At 62.9% G+C, this 23,846-nt stretch carries 21 protein-coding genes and 1 other RNA gene; 12 read left to right on the top strand and 10 right to left on the bottom strand.

What is annotated here, in order from left to right; genetic code table 11:
• Positions 1-61: 61 nt before the first annotated feature.
• The 3 genes from NKI20_RS08040 to tsaA all read right to left on the bottom strand — a co-directional run bounded on the left by NKI20_RS08040 (position 62) and on the right by tsaA (position 2,038).
• Complete coding sequence (locus tag NKI20_RS08040; RefSeq protein ID WP_352829686.1) at positions 62-1,015, bottom strand: D-amino acid aminotransferase; 954 nt, start codon at positions 1,013-1,015, stop codon at positions 62-64.
• Positions 1,016-1,190: 175 nt separating this feature from the next.
• A complete protein-coding gene (locus NKI20_RS08035; protein ID WP_352829684.1) occupies positions 1,191-1,505 on the bottom strand; it encodes a DUF2293 domain-containing protein in 315 nt (104 codons plus the stop codon).
• Positions 1,502-2,038, bottom strand: a complete 537-nt coding sequence (tsaA, locus tag NKI20_RS08030; RefSeq protein WP_352829682.1) for a tRNA (N6-threonylcarbamoyladenosine(37)-N6)-methyltransferase TrmO — start codon at positions 2,036-2,038, stop codon at positions 1,502-1,504. Before tsaA ends, NKI20_RS08035 begins: the two co-directional genes overlap by 4 nt.
• Positions 2,039-2,214: 176 nt before the next feature.
• On the opposite strand from tsaA, the gene NKI20_RS08025 reads away from it, so the two are divergent.
• Both NKI20_RS08025 and metF read left to right on the top strand, forming a co-directional pair.
• Positions 2,215-3,222 carry an ArsR/SmtB family transcription factor gene (locus tag NKI20_RS08025; RefSeq protein ID WP_352829680.1) on the top strand — a complete coding sequence of 336 codons (1,008 nt, stop codon included), beginning with the start codon at positions 2,215-2,217 and terminating at the stop codon, positions 3,220-3,222.
• Positions 3,222-4,139, top strand: a complete 918-nt coding sequence (gene metF / locus NKI20_RS08020; RefSeq protein ID WP_352729538.1) for a methylenetetrahydrofolate reductase [NAD(P)H] — start codon at positions 3,222-3,224, stop codon at positions 4,137-4,139. Before NKI20_RS08025 ends, metF begins: the two co-directional genes overlap by 1 nt.
• A gap of 439 nt (positions 4,140-4,578) precedes the next feature.
• Here the strand turns inward: metF and NKI20_RS08015 are convergent, their stop codons facing one another.
• Positions 4,579-5,496 (bottom strand): DMT family transporter, encoded by a 918-nt coding sequence (locus tag NKI20_RS08015; protein ID WP_352829677.1) that lies wholly within the window; start codon positions 5,494-5,496, stop codon positions 4,579-4,581.
• A gap of 212 nt (positions 5,497-5,708) precedes the next feature.
• On the opposite strand from NKI20_RS08015, the gene NKI20_RS08010 reads away from it, so the two are divergent.
• Complete coding sequence (locus tag NKI20_RS08010; protein ID WP_352829675.1) at positions 5,709-6,929, top strand: alanine racemase; 1,221 nt, start codon at positions 5,709-5,711, stop codon at positions 6,927-6,929.
• 95 nt (positions 6,930-7,024) lie between these two features.
• Here NKI20_RS08010 and NKI20_RS08005 read toward each other — a convergent pair whose 3' ends face one another.
• Together NKI20_RS08005 and NKI20_RS08000 are read right to left on the bottom strand one after the other, a co-directional pair.
• Complete coding sequence (locus NKI20_RS08005; protein WP_352829673.1) at positions 7,025-8,203, bottom strand: lytic murein transglycosylase; 1,179 nt, start codon at positions 8,201-8,203, stop codon at positions 7,025-7,027.
• Between the two features lie 181 nt (positions 8,204-8,384).
• Positions 8,385-9,185 (bottom strand): glycoside hydrolase family 25 protein, encoded by an 801-nt coding sequence (locus tag NKI20_RS08000; protein ID WP_352604209.1) that lies wholly within the window; start codon positions 9,183-9,185, stop codon positions 8,385-8,387.
• Positions 9,186-9,416: 231 nt separating this feature from the next.
• On the opposite strand from NKI20_RS08000, the gene NKI20_RS07995 reads away from it, so the two are divergent.
• Complete coding sequence (locus tag NKI20_RS07995; RefSeq protein WP_352829670.1) at positions 9,417-10,796, top strand: serine hydrolase domain-containing protein; 1,380 nt, start codon at positions 9,417-9,419, stop codon at positions 10,794-10,796.
• Here the strand turns inward: NKI20_RS07995 and NKI20_RS07990 are convergent.
• From NKI20_RS07990 to NKI20_RS07980, 3 genes are all read right to left on the bottom strand, one after another.
• Positions 10,793-11,479 carry a class I SAM-dependent methyltransferase gene (locus NKI20_RS07990; protein ID WP_352829668.1) on the bottom strand — a complete coding sequence of 229 codons (687 nt, stop codon included), beginning with the start codon at positions 11,477-11,479 and terminating at the stop codon, positions 10,793-10,795. The two genes, NKI20_RS07995 and NKI20_RS07990, sit on opposite strands and share 4 nt — an antisense overlap.
• Positions 11,476-12,723, bottom strand: a complete 1,248-nt coding sequence (locus NKI20_RS07985) for a BtaA family protein (protein WP_352829666.1) — start codon at positions 12,721-12,723, stop codon at positions 11,476-11,478. Before NKI20_RS07985 ends, NKI20_RS07990 begins: the two co-directional genes overlap by 4 nt.
• Before the next feature lie 211 nt (positions 12,724-12,934).
• Positions 12,935-16,885, bottom strand: a complete 3,951-nt coding sequence (locus NKI20_RS07980; protein ID WP_352829664.1) for a hydantoinase B/oxoprolinase family protein — start codon at positions 16,883-16,885, stop codon at positions 12,935-12,937.
• A gap of 193 nt (positions 16,886-17,078) precedes the next feature.
• Here NKI20_RS07980 and NKI20_RS07975 point away from each other — a divergent pair, with 193 nt between their 5' ends.
• The 6 genes from NKI20_RS07975 (at position 17,079) to NKI20_RS07950 (ending at position 20,825) form a co-directional block, all read left to right on the top strand.
• A complete protein-coding gene (locus NKI20_RS07975) occupies positions 17,079-17,324 on the top strand; it encodes a hypothetical protein (RefSeq protein ID WP_084025055.1) in 246 nt (81 codons plus the stop codon).
• A gap of 174 nt (positions 17,325-17,498) precedes the next feature.
• Positions 17,499-18,218: a TerB family tellurite resistance protein gene (locus NKI20_RS07970; protein ID WP_352729554.1), complete on the top strand. Its 720-nt coding sequence runs from the start codon at positions 17,499-17,501 to the stop codon at positions 18,216-18,218.
• Positions 18,215-18,970, top strand: a complete 756-nt coding sequence (locus tag NKI20_RS07965) for an N-acetylmuramoyl-L-alanine amidase (protein WP_352829662.1) — start codon at positions 18,215-18,217, stop codon at positions 18,968-18,970. The genes NKI20_RS07970 and NKI20_RS07965 overlap by 4 nt, the downstream gene beginning before the upstream one ends.
• 210 nt (positions 18,971-19,180) lie before the next feature.
• Positions 19,181-19,909 (top strand): lytic transglycosylase domain-containing protein, encoded by a 729-nt coding sequence (locus NKI20_RS07960; RefSeq protein WP_352729558.1) that lies wholly within the window; start codon positions 19,181-19,183, stop codon positions 19,907-19,909.
• A 50-nt stretch (positions 19,910-19,959) separates the two neighbouring features.
• Positions 19,960-20,370: RNase P RNA component class A (rnpB, locus tag NKI20_RS07955), an RNA gene on the top strand.
• A 176-nt stretch (positions 20,371-20,546) separates the two neighbouring features.
• Positions 20,547-20,825, top strand: coding sequence for a type II toxin-antitoxin system ParD family antitoxin (locus tag NKI20_RS07950; protein ID WP_352829659.1), 279 nt, complete (start codon positions 20,547-20,549; stop codon positions 20,823-20,825).
• Here the strand turns inward: NKI20_RS07950 and NKI20_RS07945 are convergent.
• Complete coding sequence (locus tag NKI20_RS07945) at positions 20,822-21,949, bottom strand: cystathionine gamma-lyase (RefSeq protein ID WP_352829657.1); 1,128 nt, start codon at positions 21,947-21,949, stop codon at positions 20,822-20,824. The genes NKI20_RS07950 and NKI20_RS07945 overlap by 4 nt on opposite strands.
• 407 nt (positions 21,950-22,356) lie before the next feature.
• Here NKI20_RS07945 and mraZ point away from each other — a divergent pair, with 407 nt between their 5' ends.
• Complete coding sequence (gene mraZ / locus NKI20_RS07940) at positions 22,357-22,815, top strand: division/cell wall cluster transcriptional repressor MraZ (RefSeq protein WP_352829655.1); 459 nt, start codon at positions 22,357-22,359, stop codon at positions 22,813-22,815.
• Complete coding sequence (gene rsmH, locus NKI20_RS07935) at positions 22,812-23,846, top strand: 16S rRNA (cytosine(1402)-N(4))-methyltransferase RsmH (protein WP_352604185.1); 1,035 nt, start codon at positions 22,812-22,814, stop codon at positions 23,844-23,846. Before mraZ ends, rsmH begins: the two co-directional genes overlap by 4 nt.

Here is a 23,846-nt window from a genome sequence, read left to right as displayed (position 1 = left end):
ACGGTCTATCCCCTGATTTTCCAGAGGCCGAGGCGAATCTTTTTTACAGGACGCCGGTCGATCAGGGATAGTTCACAGGGCTCGACCATGCCGGGTCGTCGTGCTTCTCCCAGTAAAGTCCCATCAGCCGGCTGGTGATCGCGCCGACCTTGCCGTCAGCGATCCGGACGCCGTCGATCTCCGTCACCGGCATGATGCCGCCGGCGGTGGAGGTGATGAAAACCTCGTCGGCGTCACGTAATGCGGCGACGCTGACATCGGTGGCGGCGGCCGCAAGACCTTGTTCGATGCAGAGATCGAAGACGGTGCGTCTTGTGATGCCGGGCAGCACGCCAATGGAAGGCGTCGACAGTTTGCCATCCTTGACGCAGAAGACGTTGAAGCCCGGGCCTTCGGCGACATTGCCGTTGAAGTCGAGAATCAGCGCCGTCTCGGCGCCGCGGTCATAGGCATCGTAGAGGCCGCGCACCAGATCGAGCCAATGGTAGTTCTTGATCGTCGGGTCGAGCGAAGCCGGCGGAATGCGCACCTTGTCGCTGATGGCGACGCGCAGGCCGCGCTGCAACTGCTCGGCATTGGCAACCGAACCGAATGGCACGGCGAACGCCATGAACCGATTGATCGCCTGGCGCGGGTCGCGGCCGAAGGTCGGCGAGGCGCCGCGCGTGCACAGCATTTCGACATAGGCGGCGCGATGGCCGGACAGCGCCACGCAATTGTGCAGGATTTCGGTCACCCCCTCGCGGTCGAACGGGATCGTCATGCGCAGCTTTTCCAGCCCGCCGAAGAAGCGGTCCAGATGCAGGTCGAGGCGGAAGAAGCGGCCGTTCCAGACATGCACGGTGTCATAAGTGGCGTCGGAATGCAGAAAGCCCCAGTCCAGCACCGAGATCTTGGCTTGCGACATCGGCAGGTATTGGCCGTCAAGGAAAGCGACGCCCTCGGGGTAGGAATGTGGGTCGAGATGGTGGTCGCCAACCACGGGCAGTTGTTTCTCGTTCATCGTCTGCCTCATTGGAACCTCCTGTCGCGCAAGGCGAGGTCAGCAGGCTAGCGGTGCTGGGCAGAAGGCATAGAGCCACCCGCTCGGCGCTGTTCGGCCTCTATGATGGTCTGACCGATACATTGGATTGGAATTGCACTACCATTCCGGTTCTGCCGTCGCCCTGCTCGCGCGGAAATGACTGCGTTCAATCCTCCTCGTCATCGGCATCGAGCAGACGTGTCGCGCGCCAGCGGGTGAGCACGATGTTGGTCTGCTCGATGACGAAGAAACGCGCCGAGTCGCGATCGTAACCTTCGGCCAGCAGTTTCTCGTAGTCGGTGTGCATGTGGCGGATATGGGCAATCGTCGCCAGCCATACGGCGATGCCCGGCGGCAAGGTTTTCATGTGGACCGCACCGGCGTCGGTGCGGATCTTCTCCATATCGGCATAGGGCGCCAGCGGTAGAAGTGCCGTCAGCGCCTTGGCGATGGCGCGGCGGCGGCCAGTCGGCGCCGTCATGGCCGGATCCGATCAGGCTCGCGCCCTTCGATGATCGCCTCCGCAAAAGCGTCGGTCGAGGCGAAATAAGGTTTCAGGTCGATGACCGGCGTACCGTCGAGCGCATCGATGGCGTCGAGATCGATGCGGCCGGTGTCTTGGTCGAGCCCCACCAGCCTGGCCACATGCAGCCCGATGGGGTTAGGGCGGGCCGGGGAGCGCAGCGAAAATACGCCTTTCGCTTCAGCCGCATGGCGCGGTTTCTGCACGATCAGGTCTCTCGGCGCGTGATGCAGCCAGGACAGGATGATGACGTGGCTGGCGCGCTCCAGCCCTTGCAGGCCCTCGCGATAGGGCGCGTCGATGGTCAGCACCGCAGGCTGTCCGGTTTCGCGCGCGGCACGCATGTTCTTCGGGCAGGTTTTCCTCGTCGCCCATGGCGAAGCGATGCGGCCGATGAACACGATACCGCCATCCGGCGGCATCGATGCCGGATCGCTTTCCAGCCTACGCTCGCCTTCGCGTTCCTCGAACATCTCGCGCGATCCGGTCATTCTGCTCATCTTTTTGTTGGTGCATGCCGTTATCTCAAAACGGCGACATACTTTTAGGCGACATGCATCGAGAATCACGCATGCGGCATTTTCTTGTCCGGCAGCGACATAGCGCTTGCAAGGTTTTGAAAATCGACATAAACATATGTTTATATCTTTTCAAAGAGAATACGCTGATGCATGTCTCGCTCGACACCATGGTGGATACGTTGAAAGCGGCGGCCGAATCCAGCCGCTTGCGCATACTGGCACTGTTGTCGCGCGGCGACCTCACCGTTTCCGATCTTACCGAAATTCTCGGCCAGTCGCAGCCGCGCGTTTCGCGGCACCTGAAGCTCTTGCTGGAGGCCGGGCTGATCGGCCGCTATCAGGAAGGGTCATGGGCCTTCTTCCGCCTGTCGGACACGGATTCCGCACGTGACTTCGTCATGGGGCTGGTTTCGGGCATTCGGGGTGCCGATCCGCAGGTTGAACGCGACCTCGAACGGCTGGCCTCGGTCAAGCGCAAGCGGCAGGACCGGGCGGTCCAGTATTTTTCCATGAACGCGGCGAGCTGGGACCATATCCGTTCGCTGCACGTGCCGGATCGCGCCGTCGAAGCCGCCATGCTGAAGCTGGTCGGCAAGCGGCCGTTCCAGTCGATGCTCGATCTCGGCACCGGCACCGGGCGGCTGCTTGAAATCTTCTCGCCACTCTACCGGCGCGGCGTCGGCATCGACATGTCGCGCGAAATGCTGACCGTGGCACGGGCCAATCTCGACAAGGCCGGCGTTTCAAACGCGCAGGTGCGGCAGGGTGATATCTTCGCGCCGCCGGTTGAGCGCGACGCCTTCGATCTCGTCACCATGCACCAGGTGCTGCATTATCTCGACGATCCCGCCCGCGCCATCCATGAGGCGGCGCGGCTTTTGCGCCCGGCCGGGCGCCTGGTCATCGTCGACTTCGCGCCGCACACGCTGGAATTCCTGCGCGACGAGCATGCGCATGTGCGGCTCGGCTTTTCCGACCGGCAGATCATCGATTGGTTTGCGGAAGCCGGGCTCGATCTCGAAGATGCCCAGGAGTTCGAGCCGCGCGGCGGTAACGAGGCCAGGCTCACCGTGAAACTCTGGCTTGGCCGCGACCGGCGGCTGCTGATCGCCGATCCTTCCAACGACAGCAAGCAGATAAGGGAAACCGCCTGATGAACCAGTTCCGCTTTTCCCGCCGCCCGGATATTGGCGACAAGGTCAGGGTTTCCTTCGAATTCTTTCCGCCGAAGACCGACGATATGGAGGCCAGGCTTTGGGACACAGTCACAAGGCTGGAGCCGCTGAAGCCGAAATTCGTTTCGGTGACCTACGGCGCCGGCGGTTCGACACGTGAGCGCACCGCCCGCACCGTAAAGCGCATCCTGACCGAAACCGATATTCCTGCCGCGGCGCATCTGACCTGCGTCGGTGCAACGCGCGACGAGGTCGACGCGGTCATCCAGGACTACAAGTCGATCGGCATCAACCGGTTCGTGGCGCTGCGCGGCGACCCGGCCTCCGGCGTCGGCGAACCCTATCGCCCGCATCCCGGTGGCTACGAGAATGGCGCGGAGCTGGTCGCCGGGCTGAAGTCGATCGCAGATTTCGACATCTCCGTCGCGGCTTACCCGGAGAAGCATCCGCAAAGCCCCGATTTCGCCACCGACATCGAGATGCTGAAACGCAAGGTCGACAATGGCGCGACGCGGGCGATCACCCAGTTCTTCTTCGATAATGATCTCTACGAGCGCTATGTCGAGCGCGTCCGCCGCGCCGGCATCTACATCCCCATCGTGCCGGGCATCCAGCCGGTTCACAGTTTCAAGCAGGTCGCGAACTTTTCCGCGAGGGCGGGCGCGCATGTGCCCGGCTGGCTGGCGGAACGGTTCGAGGGCCTCGACCGGGACCCGCAGACGCATGCGCTGGTGGCATCGGCGGTGGCGGCCGAACAGGTCATGGATCTGGTCGAGCGCGGCGTCGGCGATTTCCACTTCTATACGATGAACCGGGCCGATCTGGTCTTTGCCATCTGCCATATGATCGGCATCCGCTCGCATGAGGCGGCGGCCGCCGGATCAGCCGCTGCATGAGCCAGGCTCAACAACAAAAGGCCGGGAAAAACCCGGCCTTTTGAATTGGTTGGACTATTTGGGTGCTGGTCTTCCCCGCTTTGGCGGTCAGGGAAGGAAACCCATAATGAGGGCTCCGATAAAGGCGAACGCAGCACAGATCATCAATGCGTTGATAGGCCTCGTAAGTCCCATGACATAGCCTCCTCTTAAAGAGCTATGTCCAGGAGTCTAGTTTCATTTGTGCCACAGGCAAGCGGAAAATATGCTGCATTGCGACGTGATTGTGAAATTCGCGACCCGTCTTTTGCCGTTAGGCGTTGAAACTCCTAGGCAAAAACCGGCCTCAGACCTGTGAATAAATTATGGCGGTGATGTGTCTCTGTCGTGTCATGGCAGCGCCACCCCCGCGAAAGTCGAATCGGCTTTCACGCTACGGCGCGTCCAGTTGGACGCACGGCTAACGTCTTGCGAACAGTCGTCCGTCGATGGTGACGAGGCCAAGGGCGATCAGCACCACGCCGACGACTTCGAACAATTCGAGCCGCTCGCCGAGGAACAGGAAGCCGAGCAGCATGGCGCTGGCCGGCACGATGAGCGTGACCAGCGACGCGTTGGTGGCGCCGGCGGAGGCAACAAGGTTGAAATAGAGGATGTAGGCGAAGGCGGTGGACAAGAGCGCCAGCGCCAGCACCGCGGCCCAGACCGGCGGTGAGGCCGAGAACAGGCCTGCTGGACCATAGGTGAAGAGAACGATCGGAATCATGATGATGGTCGAGGCGGTCAATTGCCCGGTGGCGATGACCGGCGAGGGCACGCCCTTGAAGCGGCGGGCGACCATCAGGGCAATGCCGTAGGACAGCGAAGCGCCGATCAGCGCGAATTTGGCCCAGACCGGGCCGCCGAGCCCGGCAAGCAGTCCGGGGCCGATCATCACAGCCGTGCCGGCGATGCCGAGCGCAATGCCGGCGAGCTTGTTCCAGGAAAGCTTTTCGTCCGATGTCAGCGCATTGGCGAGGATCAAAGTCCAGAACGGCGTCGTCGCGTTGAGCACCGAGGCAACGCCGGCGCCAAGCTCCGTCTGGCCGGCGAAGATCAGCGAGAAGGGGACGACGTTGTTGGTGAGTGCCAGCAGGAAGAACAGGCCGGCATGCGGAAGCGCGAGTCGGAAGGAGGGGCCACGCAGGCGGAGATAGGTATGCAGCGCGACCGCCGCGATGGCGACACGAAACAGCACCAGCACCAGTGGATGGAGTTCCGCCACAGCGATGCGGGCGAAGAAGAACGAGCCGCCCCAGATTGCACCGAGCAGCAGGAGCTGGCCCCAATCCTTGAGCACCATCGGCCCGCGTGGTGCAGTCGCCCCGGCTATCGCCATGTGATCGTTCTCCCCCCAGACGGCCTGAATGCCAGTCGGTCAGGCGAAACGCATATCGGATCCGGCCACAAGGGCCACCCGAAACCTGATTGATGGCAAGCCTTCACGCGCCAAGACCTAGCGCCGCCGCGTCAGCGCCGCGAGACACAGAATTGTTTTCATTAGCCGCTAGCTTGGATTAATTGTGCGCAGGCTAGGTCAAGGATTCGTCGATGCAGCGATTCGAAAATGCCCGCGAGGCGGCACTGGCGCTTCGTCCCGACGATCCGGTCTATTGCTTCCGCCCGCAAGTGCTTATGGCCGATGCCAAACAGTTCATGGGCATGTTCCCCGGCAAGACCGCTTATGCGGTCAAGACCAATGGCGAGCAGATCGTGCTGAAGACCCTGGTCGAGGCCGGCGTGAAGGCTTTCGATGTGGCTTCGCCGGGCGAGTTCGCCGCCGTGCGCGCGGTCTCTGCCGATGCCGAGATGCTCTACATGCACCCGGTCAAGGCACAGTCGGACATCAAGCTGGCGCTGGAGAAGTACGGCATCCGCGTCATTTCGCTCGACCATGAGGACGAGATCACCAAACTGACCCGCGTGGTGCGGGCGCTCGACGTCGATCCGAGCTCGATCAGTGTCTTCGTGCGGGTGCAGACCAAAGGGCATGCCGCCTACGAACTGTCGAAGAAGTTCGGCGCCGGGCCGGCCTATGCCATCGAACTCGCCGAGCGGCTGAACCGTACCGGCTACAAGGTCGGCCTGTGTTTCCATGTCGGCAGCCAGATCGAGGATCCCGACACCTATGAGCGGGCGCTTGCGTCGGCCGACTGGGTGCGCAACCGGCTGACCTTCGATATTGGCGGGCTCGATGTCGGTGGCGGTTTTCCCGCCGAATACGGCCATGATCCCAACCGCAAGCAGATCGAGATGCCGTCGCTCGGCCAGATTATGTCGCGGCTGTCCGGCGACCTGAAGGAATACCAGTTCGACCAGATGCCGCTGGTGGCCGAGCCCGGCCGCGTGATCGTGGCGCGCTGCCTGTCGCTGATCGTGCGGGTGCTGCTGCGCAAGGGCAAGCGGCTCTACATCAATGACGGCATCTGGGCATCGCTGTCGGATTCATGGACCGGCAAGATCACGCTGCCGGCGCGCTTCATTCCCGATCCGGCGATCCGCTCGCGCAATGGCGAGGAAAAGAGCATCGTGCCTTTCAAGGTCTGCGGCGCGACCTGCGATTCCGTCGACATCCTGTCGCGGCCGTTCTGGCTGCCGGAAACCGTCGACACTGGCGACTGGATCGAAATCGGCCACATCGGCGCCTATTCGCTGTCGCTAAGGACCCGCTTCAACGGCTTTTATCCCGACACCTTCGTCGAGGTCACGACGCCCTTCGACGAGGGCGACGTGCCACAGGGGTTTGCCAGCTTGGAGACGATGGCGGGATAGCGAATAGCCAGTAGCGAATAGGGAAGATTTGCTGAGACGGCAGCAAGGAAGGACTACCTTCTATTCGCTATTCGCTATTCGCTATTCGCTATTCGCTAAAGCTTTGCCAATAGCTCCGGCGTCGGCCAGCCATCCACCGGCAAACCTAGCCGCATCTGCTCCTTGCGGATCGCCTCGCGGGTGTTGGTGCCGAGGATGCCGTCGACCGTGCCGACGTCGTAGCCCCTGGCTTCGAGCTTTGTCTGCAAAGCCTTCATTTGCTCGCTCTCGAGACCGGTCTCGGGATTGCGCGCGTCGAACTGTTTTGCTCCCGCCAACCGGGCGGCGAGATTGGCCGCGGTCAGCGCGTAGGTGAAGGACTGGTTCCACTCGAGATAGACGTCGAAATTGTCATAGGCGAGGAAGGCGGGGCCTTTGCGGCCCATGGGCAGCGCAAGGCCGGCCTTGAGGCCGTTGTCGATCAGCGGCGTGCCGTCGGGGTTGGTGACGCCCCATTGTGCCCATTGCGATAGGGGCAGCTTGTTGGTGCGACCGGTCTGGTCCCACGGCATGTCTTCGGGCACGCGGACTTCCTGGATCCAGGGCTCGTCGCGTTTCCAGCCACGCGACAGCACCTTGTTGGCGGTGGTCATGATCACGTCCGGCACGCTGCCGCGCAGGTCGACCTTGCCATCGCCATCGCCATCGACCCCGCGCACCAGATAATCGGACGGCAGGATCTGCGTCTGGCCGATCTCGCCGGCCCAGGCACCCTTGACGTCGGCCGGCACCACGCCGCGATCGATCAATTGCAGAAGCGGCATCAACTGAGGCCGGAACAGTTGCGGGCGGCGGCAATCATGGGAAAGCGTCACCAAGGCGCTCAACGTGTGGAAATCGCCCTGTACGGCGCCGAAATCGGTTTCCAGCGCCCAGAACGCGGCGATGATCGGCGCCTGGACGCCGAACTGCCGATCGGCGCGGGCGAAGACATCGGCGTATTTCGTCAGATTCGCCGCACCTTGCTTCAGCCGGTAGGCCGAGATCATGCGGTCGGAGAATTCGATGAAGGTCTGGGTGAAGACGCCTTGGGCGCGGTCACGTGCGAGAACCTTCTCGTCAATGGCTGCGGCCTCCAGCGCGTCGAGACCGACTGGGCCAACGCCAGCCGCCTTAGCTTCCGCTGCGACGCCCTGCTTCCAGGCTTCGAAGTCGCCGCCGCATTCCTGCGCCATCGCCGGCAAGGCCGAGGCGCACAGGAACAGCGCCGCGAGGGCTTGAGAACGCAGTCGCATCAGTTTCCTCTCGAAACGAACGGGGGCATTTGTCGCGCTTCGCCGGGAAGCCCAACGCCCTGAATTGCCTGCGGTTGCACTCTTACCGCTGCCTGTGTCGAAAAGCAGGCGGCAGCACCGATGTCAACGGTTGTTCTGCCGCAGACCTTATTCCCGAGGCTTCGCCGCCTTTGTCACGATGTCAGCGGGTGTTCTGCCGCAGCCACTTGTTCCAGGCGGCTTCGCTGCCGTTGAAGACGTTGATGTCGGACTTGCCGGTCATGCCCGGAACGATGCCGGTTCCAGTGTATTGCCAGAAGGTGAAAGGGTGGCTGCCATACTTCTCGCGCGGATGGCCGGCGACGGAGCGCAGCCAGTAGGGATACCCGCCGAAGCTCGCCAGTTCGTTGTCGTCGAAGAAGTCGACCGAGGTGTAGATGATCGGCTTCTTGCCGTAGTGCCGTTCGACGATTTCGAGGAAGGTGGTCATCTCCGCGCGCACCGTGGCCGCGTCGGGACGCAGCTTGCAGGTCGGCGATTGCGGGTTCCATTCCATGTCGAGGACCGGTGGCATTGCCGAGCGATCGACAGGGACGTTGCGGATGAACCAGCGCGCCTGCACGGCAGCCGGGGTGCAGAAATAGTAAAAATGATACGCCGCGCGCGGAATCCCGTTGGCCTTCGTGCGCGCCCAATGCTCGTTGAAATAGTCGTCGAAACGGTCGCCGCCCTCGGTCGCCTTGATGAAGGCGAAGGAGATACCGCTGGCCCTGGCCGCTGGCCAGTCGACCGAGGTCTGGTATTTGGAGACATCGGTGCCGTGGACAGCGTAGCTCCACGGCGCGCCGCTTTCCCATTCATGCGGCTTGGAATCGGCAAAGCGCGGCGCGCGCACGGCGACCGCCTGGCTGTTCGACGCGGACGGCGACAGCGGCGAGAGGTCGTCAACGGTCGAACAGGCGCCAAGCAGTGTCAGCACGAAAAGGACCGCAAGACGGCGCATCGCAACTCCCGAGCCGGATTCAGCCGGTCGCTGATGGGTTTTGTTGCGGGTGGCCCCCTCGACTGGCCTCTCCGAGCGATCGCCCCACAGCATCGCCCCAACCTATCCTTTGATCGCCGATCATGGTTGATAATCCGTTGACGGCGCTCGACAAGCCCCATGATTTGCGAAAGCAATGGCGGCAAATCGATGACACAAGGGTCCGGCGAGGCCTGGGAAGAAAGAAAAGAAATGCGGATCGTCGTCAAGATCGTCAAATGGCTGCTTGGCCTGATCGTGCTGGCAATCGCCGCGCTTTTTGCCTGGCTTTATATCGCGCCGCCGGAATTGATCCGCGTCGGCTCGGGCTACTCGGCCAAGATCGTCTGTTCGAACGTCTTTATCGCCGGACGCAACGCGAATGAGGTGCTGGCCGTCGACGTGCAGGCGCCGGGGCACCCGCTGCTGCGGTTGATGCGGGTCTCGGTGGATAAGAACAGGGGGACGGTCTCCGCGGGCTTGCTTGGTTTCCTCGGCAAGAGCGTCGCCGTCGCCCGTGATGGGCTGGGCTGCGCTTCGGTCCCCGACGGCGACGTCGGCAAGGTGCGGCGGACGGCAATCCATGCGGGCCCCTCGGAGGTCAGCCAAGATGCGCTGTGGCCGGAAGGTGAGCGGATCGAGGCATCACAGGACCCGCTGATTGCCAAGTTGCTGGACGATGCGGCACTGACCGGTCCTGGGTTGCGCGCGGTGGTAGTGGTCAAGAACGGTCGTGTCATCGCCGAGCGCTATGGCGCGGGTTTTTCGGCAAAGACGCCGTTGCTCGGCTGGTCGATGACCAAGACGGTGAATGCCGCCATTGTCGGCACGTTGGTCAAGGACGGCAAGATGACCTTCACCGACAAGGGACTGTTCGGGGCGTGGAAGGCGGACGGCCGCAGTGCAATCAGCCTTGCCGACATGATGGCGATGTCGAGCGGGCTGGAGTTCAATGAGGATTATGGCGACGTCGCCGACGTCACGCGCATGCTCTATCTGGAGCCCGACATGGCGCGCTTTGCCGAATCAAAGCCGCTGGCGGCCGAGGTCGGCAAATTGTTTTCCTATTCGAGCGGCACTGCGGTGATGCTGTCGCGCCTCTGGCAGGACGCGATCGGCGACAAGGCCAAGGCGCTGACGTGGCCGCGCACGGCGCTGTTCGAGCCGCTCGGCATGCACAGCGCGGTGCTGGAAACGGACGAGCAGGGCACCTTCGTCGGCTCGTCCTATCTCTACGCAACCGCGCATGACTGGGCGCGCTTCGGTCAGTTCCTGCTGCAAAGCGGGGTGTGGAACGGCAGCCAAATCCTGCCGGCCGGCTTCGTCGACTGGATGCGGGAGCCGGCAGCCGCATCGAAAGTCTACGGCAAGGGCCAGCTGTGGATAGAGGCTCCGGGCGATGAGGAAAACCCGGGCGCGGGCGTCGCCGCAGGCCTGCCAAAGGACACGTACTGGATGGAAGGCCATGACGGGCAGACGGTCGCCGTCATCCCATCCGAGCTGTTGGTGGTGGTGCGGCTAGGCCTGACCCCGGCCAAACTCGGCTACCGGCCGCAGACGATGGTGGGCGCGCTGGTGAAGGCGTTGCATTAGCCCTTTGGCTGCCCGATCACGGCCAGCCAGGCATAGCCGCGATAAAGCGTGCGGAAACGGAAGCTTGCGCCGGTTCGCCGAGATTCCGATTCCAGAACCTCGCGCAGCGATTCACGCGGCGCGACATGGAACTTTCTGAGCCAGCCGCGCAGCAGCGCGCGAAACCAGCGCGGCAGGCCTTCCTGCTGGCCGAAATCGACGACGTGCAGCGAACTGTTCGGTGACAGCGCGGCAAGCGCTGCCGATACCGTTTTTTCCCAGCCGGGGATCATCGACAGTGAGTAGGACACGAAGATACGATCGAAGCGTTCGACACCGAAGAGTGCATCGGCATCGAAATCTGTGGCGTCGCCCCTTGCCAGCATGACCCGGCCGGACAGGCCTTCGCGCGTCATCGCGGCGCCGGCCGTCTCCAGCATTTCGGCCGAGATGTCGAGGCCGAAGAAGCGCGCTTCCGGGTATCTGCGAGCGGCGAGGATGATGTTGCGGCCGGTGCCGCAGCCGAGCTCAAGCACGTTGCCGCCGGCGGGCACATCAAGCTCCGCTATCAGCCGGTCGCGGCCGAGCAGGTAGTATTTGCGGGTCAGGTCGTAGACGTGGCGCTGCCAGCGGTAGACGCCGTCCATCAATTCGGCATGGTTTGCCTTGAATTCCGGGCTGGCCGGCAGTTCGGTCATGCTCACGCTGCACTCTTCACATAGAGGTGGAAGCCGCCATAGATAGCCGAGCGGTCGCGAGTCGAGAATTCGCGCGATGCTTCATCCTGATAGACCCACTGGTCGAGCAGCGAGCTGGAGACGCGGCCCGGCAACAGGCTGGGCTCGGCGGCGGTACGGAAGATGACGCGGGCGCCGGCCGATGCGGTGCGGGTGATTTCCGCCCACAGCGCGTTGAGCTGTTCATCGGTCATCCAGTCCTGTGCATCGAGCAGGACAAAGCGGTCGACCGCGCCGGCATCCTTGCCGGCGAGGAATTCGATCAGATTGGCATGGTGAATGGCGACGCGGTCGACATTGCTGCGGATGGTCTCGTAGTTCTGCCTTTCCAAATAGGCGGGCAGGGCGGCCTCGCCGGGGTTCGGATAGCGCCGCGCGAAGGCCTGCCAGGCGAAGTAGTTGTTCTCCAGCGGAAAATCGCAAGCGAGCTTTTCCAGCCGGGCCTTCAGCACGCTGGCCATGGTGCCGTCGCCCGAGGTGATCAGCGAATCGTACTGCGCCGGCGGAATGCCGAGGCCGAACAGCGAGGCCTTGCGAGATGTCGCCCATTTCAAAAGCTTCTTGTCGAAGACCGGCGCCAACTCCTCTTGGAAGAAACGACGCTGCTCGCCTGGGTTGCGAGCCTGCATGATGCCGGCTGGGTCGACGCCGAAGAACTTTGCCGTGCGATGGCCCATGGCGATGAACAGGCCAAGCAGGCCGGTCTGGTAAAAATTGCGATCGAAGACGGCGATGCGCCTGATGCCGCGCCAGTTGCGGCGCTCCCAATAGTGACGGCTGACCGGGTCGAGATACGGCGCGATGAAGCGGTCGTAGGCTTCCGAATTGTGGCTGGTGTCGGCGGCGCCGAAGAAGCGGAACAGGTCGCCTTGCGAAGGCAGCTGGCGCACCGCCTCCAGCTTCATGCGATTCAACGCGACATGGGCGGCATTGAGATCTACGGCATCGATCCGTGCCGGCGAACGGGTGAGGTAGGCCAGGATATTGCAACCGCCCGAGGCGATGGTGACGACGCGGTGACCCCGGCCAAGCTGCATCGCCTCCATGTCGACGTCGGGGTCTTCCCAGATCTGCGGATAGACGAGGCCGGAAAACAGGAAGGCGAACAGCCGCTCCGAAATGCCTGCCTTCGACAGTGGGCGGTTCTGGTAGACGGCCTTTCCCACTTCCTTGCCGCGGCGAAAGACCAGATCTGCGGAGACGTCCGTCATGGCAAAGATGATTCCCCATTTGCTTTGCCGCAAGCGGGTAGCGCAGGGTCATGACAGGCCGGTGACAGTCGGAAGCATCGATAATTCTACTGCGGCGGTCATCTGGCGCGGCTTTCTCCGCTTCCGGTGCTCACGGACTCAAATGTCCGCTCCGCTCCGGTTCTCGAAAGCCACGTCACCTGACTCGCCGCAGCGAATTCTCGATGCTTCCTTACGGCTTGCCGAATCCGCCCGGCGTCGGCGTCGCCAGAATGACGGCCTCGCCCGGCTGAAGCACCGTCTGGTCGCAGGCCTTGAGGACTTCAATGGTTCCGTCCTTGCGGCGGATCTTGGTCGAGCCGACCTCGCCATCGCCGCCGCCGTCCAGGCCTTGCGGCGGGCGGTTGCGGTGCGAGGACAGGATCGCGCATTCCATCTTTTCGAGGAAGCGGATGGTGCGTTTGGTGCCGTCGCCGGCGCTCCATTTACCCTTGCCGCCGGAACCTTCCCGAATGTGAAAATCCTCGAGCAGCACGGGAAAGCGCAGCTCCAGCACTTCCGGATCGGTGAGGCGCGAATTGGTCATGTGGGTGTGGACGCCTGAGGTGCCGGCAAAGCCGCGGCCGGAGTTCATCTGGCCGGCCGGCGAGCCGGAACAGATCGTCTCGTAATATTGGTACGTCTTGTTGCCGAAGGTCAGGTTGTTCATCGTGCCTTGCGCGTTGGCCATGGCGCCCATGGCGCCGAACAGCGCGTTGGTGACGTGCTGCGAGGTCTCGACATTGCCGGCGACGACAGCGGCGGGGTAGGCGGGTTTGAGCATGCAGCCGTCGGGAATGACGATGTTGATTGGCCGCAGGCATCCGGCATTCATCGGGATCATGTCCTCGACCATGACCCGGAACGCGTAGAGCACGGCAGCGCGGGCGACCGGCTCGGGTGCATTGAAATTGTTCTTCATGACCGGCGATGTGCCGGTGAAGTCGACCGTCGCCTCGCGCTTTTGCCGGTCGACCGTGATCTTGACCTTGATGATCTGGCCGGTGTCGGTCGGGTATTCGTACTGCGAACTGTCGGGCAGCCGCTCCAGCACGCGGCGCACGCTTTCGGCGGCATTGTCCTGGACATGGCCCATATAGGCCTCGACGACATCAAGGCCGAAATGCGTGACCATCTTGCGCAGTTCGGCGACGCCCTTCTCGTTGGCGGCGATCTGTGCCTTGAGGTCGGCGATGTTCTGGTGCGGGTTGCGGGCCGGGTATCGGTGGTCGGTGAGCAGCGTTTCCAGCTCCTTCTCGCGGAAGTGGCCGCGATCGACGATGCGGAAATTGTCGAACAGCACGCCTTCCTCGTCGACGGTGGTTGCAAGCGGCGTCATCGAACCGGGTGCCGTGCCGCCAATATCCGCGTGGTGGCCGCGCGAGGCGACCCAGAAGAGGATTTCCTCCCCCCTTGTGGGGGAGGTGGCGGCGAAGCCGCCGGCGGGGGTCGTTGCGGCAGTGCTCGACTCTCTTGCGGTCCCTTCTGAGAGGACCCCGCCCGGCCGCTGCGCGGCCACCCGCCCCTCAAGGGGGAGGGAAAACACCGGCGTCACAACAGTGATGTCGGGCAGGTGCGTGCCGCCATTGTAGGGGGCGTTGAGCGCAAAGACGTCGCCGGGGTGGATATCGCCGGAATTCAGCCGGATGATGGTTTCGACCGAACGGTCCATCGAGCCTAGATGCACCGGCATATGTGGCGCGTTGGCAACCAGCGCGCCGGTGCGGTCGAAGACGGCGCAGGAGAAGTCCAGCCTTTCCTTGATGTTGACCGAATAGGCGGTGTTCTGCAGCGTCACGCCCATCTGTTCGGCAATCGACATGAACAGATTGTTGAAGACCTCCAGCATGACCGGGTCGGCCTCGGTGCCGAGTGCGGCCTGCCGGCGCTTTTTCTCGACGCGGCGCAGGAGCACATGGTTCCTGGCGGTGATTTCGGCCTGCCAGCCCGGCTCGATCACGATCGTCTGGTTCGGCTCGATGATCAAGGCAGGACCCGCAACCGTGTTTCCCGGCCTCAGCGCCTCGCGGCGGAAGATGCCTGAAGCACGCCACTCTCCCTCGGTGAAGATTTCGCGGGTTTGCGAAGGGCTTACGGCAAGGTCTTCGGTTTGCGATTCAGTTTCGTCGCGGCCATTGCCGCCGGTGTCGACGCCTTCGACGCCGACGGTCTCGACGATCATCGGCTTGTCATCATAGACGAAACCGAACTGCGCCTTGTGGGCGATTTCGAAATCGCGCTTGGCCTGGAAAATCGAGTCTGCCTCGAAATTCACCGGCAGTGTCGTGTCGGTGCCGTCATAACGAATGTGCAGCACGGGCTTCGCGGCAACCGCATCCTCGGCGATGCCTTGCGCTGCGAGTTCGGCGATGACGGCTTTTTTCAAGGTGGTAATAAGGTTGCCGATCTCCGTTCTGGACTCTTCGGCAAGCGGCTTCAGCAGCGCCTGCTGGCGCGAGGCAAAAACCGAAGACAGGCCAATGCCGTAAGCCGACAGCAGGCCGGAGAAGGGATGGATCAATACCGCCTCCATGCCGAGCGCGTCAGCGACCAGGCAAGCGTGCTGGCCGCCGGCGCCACCGAAGCAGTTCAAGAGATATTCGGTGACGTCGTAGCCGCGCTGGACGGAGATCTTCTTGATGGCGTTCGCCATGTTCTCAACGGCGATGGTGACGAACCCTTCGGCGACAGCCTCGGGCGTGCGGCCGTCGCCAATTTCGGCTGCCAGCATTGCGAATTTTGCCCGTACGGTCTCGACATCGAGCGGCTGGTCCTGGCCGGGCCCGAAAATAGCGGGGAAGAAATCGGGCTGCAGCTTGCCCAGCATGACATTGGCGTCGGTGACGGCGAGCGGCCCGCCGCGCCGGTAGGCGGCCGGGCCGGGATTGGCGCCGGCCGAGTCCGGTCCGGCACGGAAGCGGCCGGCCTCGTAGTGCAGGATCGAGCCGCCACCGGCGGCGACGGTGTGGATGCGCATCATCGGCGCGCGGATGCGCACGCCAGCGACCTCGGTGTCGAAGGCACGCTCATATTCGCCGTCATAATGGGCGACATCGGTGGAGGTGCCGCCCATGTCGAAGCCGATGACTTTGCCGAAACCGGCGAGCCTGGCCGTCACGACCATGCCGACGACGCCGCCGGCTGGGCCCGACAGCAGCGCGTCCTTTCCCTGAAACATGTCGGCAGCGGTCAGCCCGCCGGAGGACATCATGAACATGAGGCGAGGGGATTCCCTCCCCCTCGAGGGGAGGGTGGCGGCAAAGCCGCCGGGTGGGGTCGGCTCGACTGGGTTCGACGCATCGGCGGTGCCTTCTGATAGGACCCCCTCTGGCCGCTTTGCCGACTGCCCTTCGCTATGGCTTCGGGCGTTCGTTGCTGAAAAAGCCAAATCGTTGGCTTTTTCTCGACCTTCGGTCGACCGCCCCTCACCCCCCTCGAGGGGGGAGAGGACGCCCAACTCTCCCGCCACCCTTTGCACATATCTCGACAGGATCGGCGACAGATAGGCGTCGACCACCGTGGTGTCGCCGCGGCCGACCAGCTTGATCAGCGGCGAGACCTCATGGCTGACCGAGACTTGGGCGAAACCCAGTTTCCGGCAGACCTTTGCCACCGCCTTCTCGTGGTCGGGATATTTCCACGCATGCATGAAGACGATAGCCACGGCATCGATGCCATCGGCCCTGGCCTGTTCGATCGCCGGCCGGCAGGCGGCGATGTCGAGCAATTGTTCGACGCGGCCATCAGCGCGTACGCGCTCGTTGATCTCGATGACGCGCTCGTAGAGCTGTTCGGGGAGGATGATCTCCTTGGCGAAGATGTCCGGGCGCGCCTGATAGGCGATCTTCAGCGCATCGCGAAAACCCTTGGTGATGAGCAAAAGCACGCGGTCGCCCTTGCGCTCCAGCAGCGCATTGGTGGCGACCGTGGTGCCCATCTTGACGTCGCCGATCAGGCCGGGCGGGATGGCATCGCCGGAGGATAGACCGAGAAGGCCGCGAATGCCCTGGATGGCGGCATCGGCATAGGCCTCGGGATTTTCGGAGAGAAGCTTGCGGGGATGCAGCCCGCCCTCCGGATCCTTGCCGATGACGTCGGTGAATGTGCCGCCGCGGTCGATCCAGAAATCCCATTTTTCGGTCATGACAGCCCTGGTACTTTTCTGTTCGATCTGTGGTTCAGCACATTCTGTTAGTTCGCCATCGTTCGACCGGCAATCGCAAATGGACCAGACGATGTTACATGCGGAAACGCAACGTTACGAAACTCATGGCTATCTGATGCATTTCCTTTCGACCGTTCACGGCAACGTGAGCGTATATCGAAGGAGAGATAATATGAAAAAGCTCATTCTTGCGTCCGTTTCCGCTTTGGCCTTGCTTGGCGTTGCCGCCTGCAGTGACAACGGCACGGATAACACCACTACCCAGAGCACCCCACCGCCGGCCGAACAGCCGATGAAGCCGGCTACGCCGCCGGCTGCGACGCCTCCGGCTACCGACAACTCGACTACGAAGAGCATCACACCCGAGAAGCCTGCCGAGCCGGCTCCGGCAAAGCCAGCTCCTGCGCCCGCGCAGTAGTCGGGAACGCGGTACTTTCGCGTGAAGGCTGAGAAAGGCCGTCTGGTATCGGCCTTTCTCGTTAATCCGACTGCCGCGGCCACATCCCGCGCCAAAGTCGGGCCGATTGTCGTGCGGAGCCTGCGGCACTGTCCCGGCTTGATAGCAAGGGGCGGTGGCACTAAGAAGCAGGCTATGTCCATTTGGGATCGCCTCGGCGAGTTCATCACCCGCGTTTCATCTTCAACCTCGTCGGGTGTTGCCGACGTCGTCGAGGCAGTGCGCACGGTTTTTTCGGGCGATGCGGATCTGCGCCGGCGTGTCGCCTTCTCAGTGGCGATGATCGCGTTGTCGGCCAAGATGGCCAAGGCCGATGGCATCGTCACCCAGGACGAGGTGCGCGCCTTCCAGCAGATTTTCGACGTGCCGCCAAAGGAGACGCGCAATGTGGCGCGGCTGTTCGATCTCGCCCAGCGCGACGTGGCCGGCTTCGAAATCTATGCCGAGCGGATGGCGCAGATGTGCGGTTCGGGGCATTCCAACTGCGCGATGTTGGAAGACATACTCGAGGGCTTGTTTTACATCGCCAAGGCCGACGGGCTGGTGCATGAGCGCGAAGGCCTCTTCCTGCACCGCATCGCCGAGATTTTCCGCATTGATGAGACACATTACGAAAGCATCATGGCGCGGCACGTCAATCTGGGCGCCGGGGATCCCTATGTCGTGCTCGGCATCGAGCGCGGTAAGCCGTTCGAAGAGGTCAGGAAGCGCTATCGAAAGCTGGTTTCCGACAATCATCCGGACCGGCTGATCGCGCGCGGCCTGCCGCAGGAATTCATCAAGATCGCAACGACCAGGGTGGCGGCGATCAATGCCGCCTATGAGATGATCGAGCGGGGTCTGCGCCACGCATGAGCGGTTTCCTGCCCGACGAGCCACGTGCCGAGGTCAGGGTATCGCCGAATTTCGGTCCGCGGCGCGAGACACTCAAGCCTGACATGATCGTGTTGCACTACACCGGCATGGCGACTGGCATTGGCGCCGAGGCGTGGCTGTGCGATCCGGCCAGCGAGGTGTCGTCGCATTATCTCGTCCATGAGAATGGCCACACCGTGCAAATGGTCAGGGAAAGCGACCGCGCTTGGCACGCCGGCAAGAGTTCGTGGTTCGGACGCGCCGACATCAATTCCTGTTCCGTCGGCATCGAGATCGTCAATCCGGGACATACGTTGGGCTATCCCGGTTTTCCCAAGCGGCAGATCGATGCGGTAATCGGGCTGTGCAGGGGGATCGCCGGGCGGCATTCGATTGCCGCTGAGCGGGTGCTCGCACATTCCGATGTGGCGCCGGGACGCAAAATCGATCCGGGCGAGAAGTTCCCCTGGAAGACGCTGTTCGAGGCCGGTGTCGGCCATCTCGTGGCAGCCGCACCGATCCGGCGAGGAGCCGTGCTCAGGCTCGGCGATGCCGGCGGTGACGTCGAGGCGTTGCAGTCGATGCTGGCGCTCTACGGCTATGGCGTCGAAATAACGAGCATTTTCGACCGACAGACGGAGTTCGTCGTCGAGGCGTTTCAGAGGCATTTCCGGCCGCGCAGAGTGGACGGCATTGCCGATGGCTCGACACTGCGGACACTGCAAAAGCTGCTTGCCTCCGTGAGACGCTGACCTGAGGGTAGCCTCTTCCAAGCAACCCCTTCCAATCTTTAAATTACAAGCTGTCACTCAAAGTGACTTGCCTGGCCTTGTTTGACACCAATTCGAGCGTCAAACGGCTGGCGTGCAGATGTCGGACCCCCAGCCCCCCGGGGTTGTTCCGATATTGATTAGGCGTTGCTGCGTGAACATCTTCACGCAGTCCAGACAGAACAGGATCACATGCAGAAATTGACCGTTTTAACGGCAGCTCTTGCTGCCGGCGTAATGACTTTTGCCTTCGGCACGGCGCAAGCCGCGCCACTCAGCCCGCGGGCCGATCAAGGGCTTTCCGCCGTACCCGCAAAAAGCGGCAAGGCCACGCTGGCCAAAAGCGACAAGGCAAGCCACGACGCCGAGGCGACGAAGCGGGTTTCCGCCAAAGTGGAAAAGGCAAGCTGGTCCAAGCCCAAGAAGTCTACCGCCAAAAGGCAGACGAAGCGCGGTCGCAAGACCGTCGACATGACGACAACGGCGTCAGTTGGTCTGAGGAAGGCGGCGGCATCGACGGCCGCGGTGGCCAGCAGCGGCCAGTATTCCGCAATCGTTGCCCGCTATGCGGCGATCGAAGGCGTGCCGGTGTCGCTCGCCACGGCCGTCATCAAGATCGAGAGCAACTACCGGCCCGACATCGTCGGCAGCGCCGGCGAGATCGGCCTGATGCAGATCAAGCCGGCAACGGCGCGGATGATGGGCTATAGCGGTTCTGCCAAGGGCCTGTTCGATCCCGACACCAACATCAAATACGGCATGAAATATCTTGCCATGGCGCGGAGCCTCGGCGGCGGCACGACCTGTGGTACGATTCTGAAATACAATGCCGGGCACGCCGCAACTCGGATGAACCCGGTTTCGGCCGCCTATTGCGGCAAGGTCAAGGTGCAGATGGCTGCGCTTGGATCGCCCGCATAAATCTGCTTTTTCGTTTGCGTTTTCGGGCGTGAACCCCTTTATACGCCTTGCCAGCTGGCCGGGCGGCCGCGCCCGCAAACGCCGAAAGGCCGCGGGTGAGGAAAGTCCGGGCTCCATGGAAACACGGTGCCGGTTAATGGCCGGCGGGGGCGACCCTAGGGAAAGTGCCACAGAAAGCAAACCGCCACGGTTCGGCTTTGCCGAATCCGGGGCAAGGGTGAAAGGGTGGGGTAAGAGCCCACCGCGCGACTGGCAACAGGAGCGGCACGGTAAACCCCACCGGGAGCAAGACCGAATAGGGGCGGTGCGAGGGGAAACCCTCGAGGGCTGTTTCCGGCCCACCGTCCGGGTAGGTTGCGTGAGGCGCATGGCAACATGCGCCCAAGATGAATGGCCGCCACGTTCTCGCCCCGCAAGGGGCGAGGGCCATACAAAACCCGGCTTACAGGCCAGCTGGCAATTTTTCTCGCGCGAGATCGAAGAGAACTCTTGAGATCAGCAGGTTGCGCCCTCGGGCGCGCCTGTTGATTCAAGCTTGTTCAGCTGTTCATCCATGCGAGCGAGGATCGGCTGTTCTTGAAGCTGGTGCTGCGATTAAATCGTACCTTCGATCCGTGAAGAGCATCAGGAGCCTGTCATGGGACAGGTCGACAAACGCAGCATCACGCTGTCGCCGGAACTGGCGCAGGCGGTGGATGATGCGGTCGCCGCCGGCGAATATGCGTCGGCGAGCGAGGTGATCCGCGACGCGCTCAGGCAATGGAAGGACCGGCGCGACCTGCATGGCTACACGGTCGAGGAATTGCGCAAACTTGTGCAGGAAGGGATCGACAGCGGGCCCGCTCTTGAGGGGCCGCCGATTATCGAACGAGCGCGCGCCAGATATCTCAAAATGGCAGAGCCAAAAAGCTCTTAGCCGATTTTGTCGGCCGCGATCTTGTCCAGCGACGTCTCGATCGCCTTCCAGAGTTCTTCCACCGGCTCGCAGCCGACCGAGAGGCGCACGAAGCCGGCGGAAACCGCATCGCCTCGCTTCAAGCGCCGCTCGGCAGAGGTGTGGACGCCGCCGAAGGATGTCGCGGCCTGGATCAGGTCGCAATTGTTGATGAAATCCTCTGCCTTGTCCTCCGATGCGAGCTCGAAAGAGATGAGAAAGCCGAAGCGCTCCATCTGGGCGCGAGCAAGGTTATGCGACGGATCGCTTTCCAGCCCGGGGAACCGCAGGCCGCTGATCGCGCGGTGGTCCTTCAGCCGCCGCGCGATCACTTCCGCCGAGGAACACATGCGATCGAAGCGCACGTCCAGTGTCTCCAAGCCGCGATGCACCAGCCAAGCTTCGAACGGACCGGGAATGCTGCCGGAAACCTCGCGCCAGCCGGTCACGGCGGCGATGATGTCGGGATTGCGGCTGGCGACATGGCCGAACAGCACATCGGAATGGCCATTGGGCGCCTTGGTGTCGGCGGCAATGACGATGTCGGCGCCATGGTCGAGTGGGCGCTGGCCGAAAGGAGTCATTGTCGTGTTGTCGACCACCAGCAGCGCGCCGGCCTTGTGAACAGCATCGGCGACGGCCGCGATATCGCAGATATCCAGCCCCGGATTGGCGGGGGTTTCGACGAAGGCGAGGCGGTACCCTTCGAAGCCGCCATCGAGGAAGGTCGATGTTGGCCTCACATCATATGTGACGCCAAGGGGCTTCAGGAAGCGTTCTGCCAAAGCCCGTGTCGTGTGATAGCCGTCCGAAGGCAGCAGGATGCGATCGCCGGCCTTGAGCACGGCAAAAAATGCTGCCGAGATCGCCGCCATTCCCGAAGGAAAGGCGACGCAGGGCGCGCCCTCCAGATGGGCCAGCATATGTTCGACCGCATCCCAGGTCGGGTTGCTGAAGCGGCCGTACTGGTTGAAACCGGTGGCGTCGCCGGGCGCGTGAAAAATGGCGGCCATGGTCAGGGGCAGAGGGATGGATTCGCCCATGGCAAGCCCGCTGCTACGCAGATGGGATAGTGCTGCAGCGCGACTGTTCGCTGTTTCAGACATAGATTCTCAAATCCTTTGGTGACCGACCGGATGCGGCGAAACGCTATGCCGGGTAGCGCCTCGCGGCAAGGCGCGTCTGGTTAGGCCAGCGCCTCTAAACCCTTCGTTAGGCTTAATGATCCATAAAGACGAGATGTGACGTCAAGGCTGCTCTCGTTGGTCGCGGCGTGCGTGTTTGTGAAGCCCTTCCCGTTGACGCCCATAGTACCCCATGATATCCCATACAGACATCAAAGCCTTCGTTCCGCGTCAGGGTAAAGCGTACGCCAATCGGGCAGCCGCGGCGGCTGCGCGTTTGCCGGTTTTTGCCCGTGCCAACGAGATTGATGCGGGGCAGCGAACGTGCCGCGGCGGCGCGTGCGACACGATGAAGAGGGGTGCGGCGGCGCAAGCGGCCGTGGCATTTAATGGACCGGTTTCTCTCGAACACGGTGAGCAGGATCGATGCGAAGGGACGGGTATCCGTTCCGGCGCATTTCCGCGCCGTTGTGCAGAAGCGCGGCTATTCGGAACTCTATGCGCTGCGCTGCCTGGATCTGCCGGCAATGGATGTCGGCGGGCTCGACCTGCTCGACCGCTACGAGCAGCGCATCGCACTCGAGGATCCCTTCCTGCAGACGGCGGACGATATGTCATTCTTCTGCCATGGCGACGGAACATTCTTGAAACTCGACCAGGACGGTCGCATCACGATGAGCGATTTTATTCGCGAACACACCGGCATTTCGGCGGAAGTGGCCTTTGTCGGACGCGGCAATTTCTTTCAGGTCTGGGCGCCGGGACGGCTTGCTGCCTATGGGGCGCAGGCGCGGGCTCGGCTTTTGCAGCTTCGGCAGGGGACGAAGGCTGGGGAGCGACCGGAATGACGGTGGGCCACGGCGATGACCTTCCTCACGCCGTCGATGGACACGCCGTTGGCGGATCGGCCCGCCACATTCCGGTCCTCCTTGGCGAAGTGCTGGAAGCACTGTCGCCAGCGGAGGGCGACATCATCATCGACGGCACGTTCGGCGCCGGCGGTTACACCAGGGCCATTCTGGCGACGGGCGCCTCCGTGGTAGCGATCGACCGCGATCCGGATGCCATCGCCGCCGGGCGCGATCTCGAGGCGCAGTCGGGCGGTCGCCTGCGGCTGGTGCAGGCGCCGTTCTCGACGCTGGACGAACATGTCGAGAGTGCCGACGGCGTCGTGCTCGACATCGGTGTGTCCTCGATGCAGCTCGACCAGGCCGAGCGCGGGTTTTCGTTCCGCGCCGACGGGCCGCTCGACATGCGCATGGCGCAGGCTGGTTTGAGCGCCGCCGACGTCGTCAACAGCTTCAAGCCCGGCGACCTCGCCCGCATCTTCGGCTTCCTCGGCGAGGAGCGTCACGCCGGACGCATAGCCCGCATGATCGAGGCTCGCCGCGAAAAGCGTCCGTTCGAGCGCACGCTGGAATTGGCCGATGCCATAGAGACGCATATCGGCCGCGCGCCAAAGGACAAGATCCACCCGGCCACGCGCGTCTTCCAGGCGCTGCGCATCTTCGTCAATGACGAGCTTGGCGAACTGGCCAAGGCCTTGTTCGCGGCCGAGCGTGCGCTGAAGCCGGGCGGACGGCTCGCCGTGGTGACGTTCCATTCGCTGGAGGACCGCATCGTCAAGCGTTTCATCGCCGACCGTGCCGACGTCGCGACCGGCTCGCGTCACCTGCCAGAGGCTCATGCGCGCACCGCGACCTTCCGCAAGGCGGGTGGCGGTGTGACTGCCGGCGATGCCGAGGTGGCAGCCAATCCGCGCGCCCGTTCGGCCAGGCTGCGCGCGGCAATCCGCACCGAGGCGCCGGCGCGCAGCAGCGACTTTTCGATTTTCGGCCTTCCAAAGCTTCCCGGTATCGACCGGCCGGGGGAGAGGTAA

Origin of the sequence: Mesorhizobium sp. M0830 (assembly GCF_040319965.1) — a bacterium.
Classification (GTDB): Bacteria; Pseudomonadota; Alphaproteobacteria; order Rhizobiales; family Rhizobiaceae; genus Mesorhizobium.
The sequence above is the reverse complement of the archived record's forward strand: the minus strand, read 5'-3'. Positions and strand labels throughout refer to the sequence as shown.

Excerpts from the sequence above, each read along its gene's own strand:
- NKI20_RS08040 (WP_352829686.1), bottom strand. The coding sequence starts at position 1,015 with ATGAGGCAGACGATGAACGAGAAACAACTGCCCGTGGTTGGCGACCAC.
- NKI20_RS08035 (WP_352829684.1), bottom strand. The coding sequence starts at position 1,505 with ATGACGGCGCCGACTGGCCGCCGCCGCGCCATCGCCAAGGCGCTGACG.
- tsaA (WP_352829682.1), bottom strand. The coding sequence starts at position 2,038 with ATGACCGGATCGCGCGAGATGTTCGAGGAACGCGAAGGCGAGCGTAGG.
- NKI20_RS08025 (WP_352829680.1), top strand. The coding sequence starts at position 2,215 with ATGCATGTCTCGCTCGACACCATGGTGGATACGTTGAAAGCGGCGGCC.
- metF (WP_352729538.1), top strand. The coding sequence starts at position 3,222 with ATGAACCAGTTCCGCTTTTCCCGCCGCCCGGATATTGGCGACAAGGTC.
- NKI20_RS08015 (WP_352829677.1), bottom strand. The coding sequence starts at position 5,496 with ATGGCGATAGCCGGGGCGACTGCACCACGCGGGCCGATGGTGCTCAAG.
- NKI20_RS08010 (WP_352829675.1), top strand. The coding sequence starts at position 5,709 with ATGCAGCGATTCGAAAATGCCCGCGAGGCGGCACTGGCGCTTCGTCCC.
- NKI20_RS08005 (WP_352829673.1), bottom strand. The coding sequence starts at position 8,203 with ATGCGACTGCGTTCTCAAGCCCTCGCGGCGCTGTTCCTGTGCGCCTCG.
- NKI20_RS08000 (WP_352604209.1), bottom strand. The coding sequence starts at position 9,185 with ATGCGCCGTCTTGCGGTCCTTTTCGTGCTGACACTGCTTGGCGCCTGT.
- NKI20_RS07995 (WP_352829670.1), top strand. The coding sequence starts at position 9,417 with ATGCGGATCGTCGTCAAGATCGTCAAATGGCTGCTTGGCCTGATCGTG.
- NKI20_RS07985 (WP_352829666.1), bottom strand. The coding sequence starts at position 12,723 with ATGACGGACGTCTCCGCAGATCTGGTCTTTCGCCGCGGCAAGGAAGTG.
- NKI20_RS07980 (WP_352829664.1), bottom strand. The coding sequence starts at position 16,885 with ATGACCGAAAAATGGGATTTCTGGATCGACCGCGGCGGCACATTCACC.
- NKI20_RS07975 (WP_084025055.1), top strand. The coding sequence starts at position 17,079 with ATGAAAAAGCTCATTCTTGCGTCCGTTTCCGCTTTGGCCTTGCTTGGC.
- NKI20_RS07970 (WP_352729554.1), top strand. The coding sequence starts at position 17,499 with ATGTCCATTTGGGATCGCCTCGGCGAGTTCATCACCCGCGTTTCATCT.
- NKI20_RS07965 (WP_352829662.1), top strand. The coding sequence starts at position 18,215 with ATGAGCGGTTTCCTGCCCGACGAGCCACGTGCCGAGGTCAGGGTATCG.
- NKI20_RS07960 (WP_352729558.1), top strand. The coding sequence starts at position 19,181 with ATGCAGAAATTGACCGTTTTAACGGCAGCTCTTGCTGCCGGCGTAATG.
- NKI20_RS07950 (WP_352829659.1), top strand. The coding sequence starts at position 20,547 with ATGGGACAGGTCGACAAACGCAGCATCACGCTGTCGCCGGAACTGGCG.
- NKI20_RS07945 (WP_352829657.1), bottom strand. The coding sequence starts at position 21,949 with ATGTCTGAAACAGCGAACAGTCGCGCTGCAGCACTATCCCATCTGCGT.
- mraZ (WP_352829655.1), top strand. The coding sequence starts at position 22,357 with ATGGACCGGTTTCTCTCGAACACGGTGAGCAGGATCGATGCGAAGGGA.
- rsmH (WP_352604185.1), top strand. The coding sequence starts at position 22,812 with ATGACGGTGGGCCACGGCGATGACCTTCCTCACGCCGTCGATGGACAC.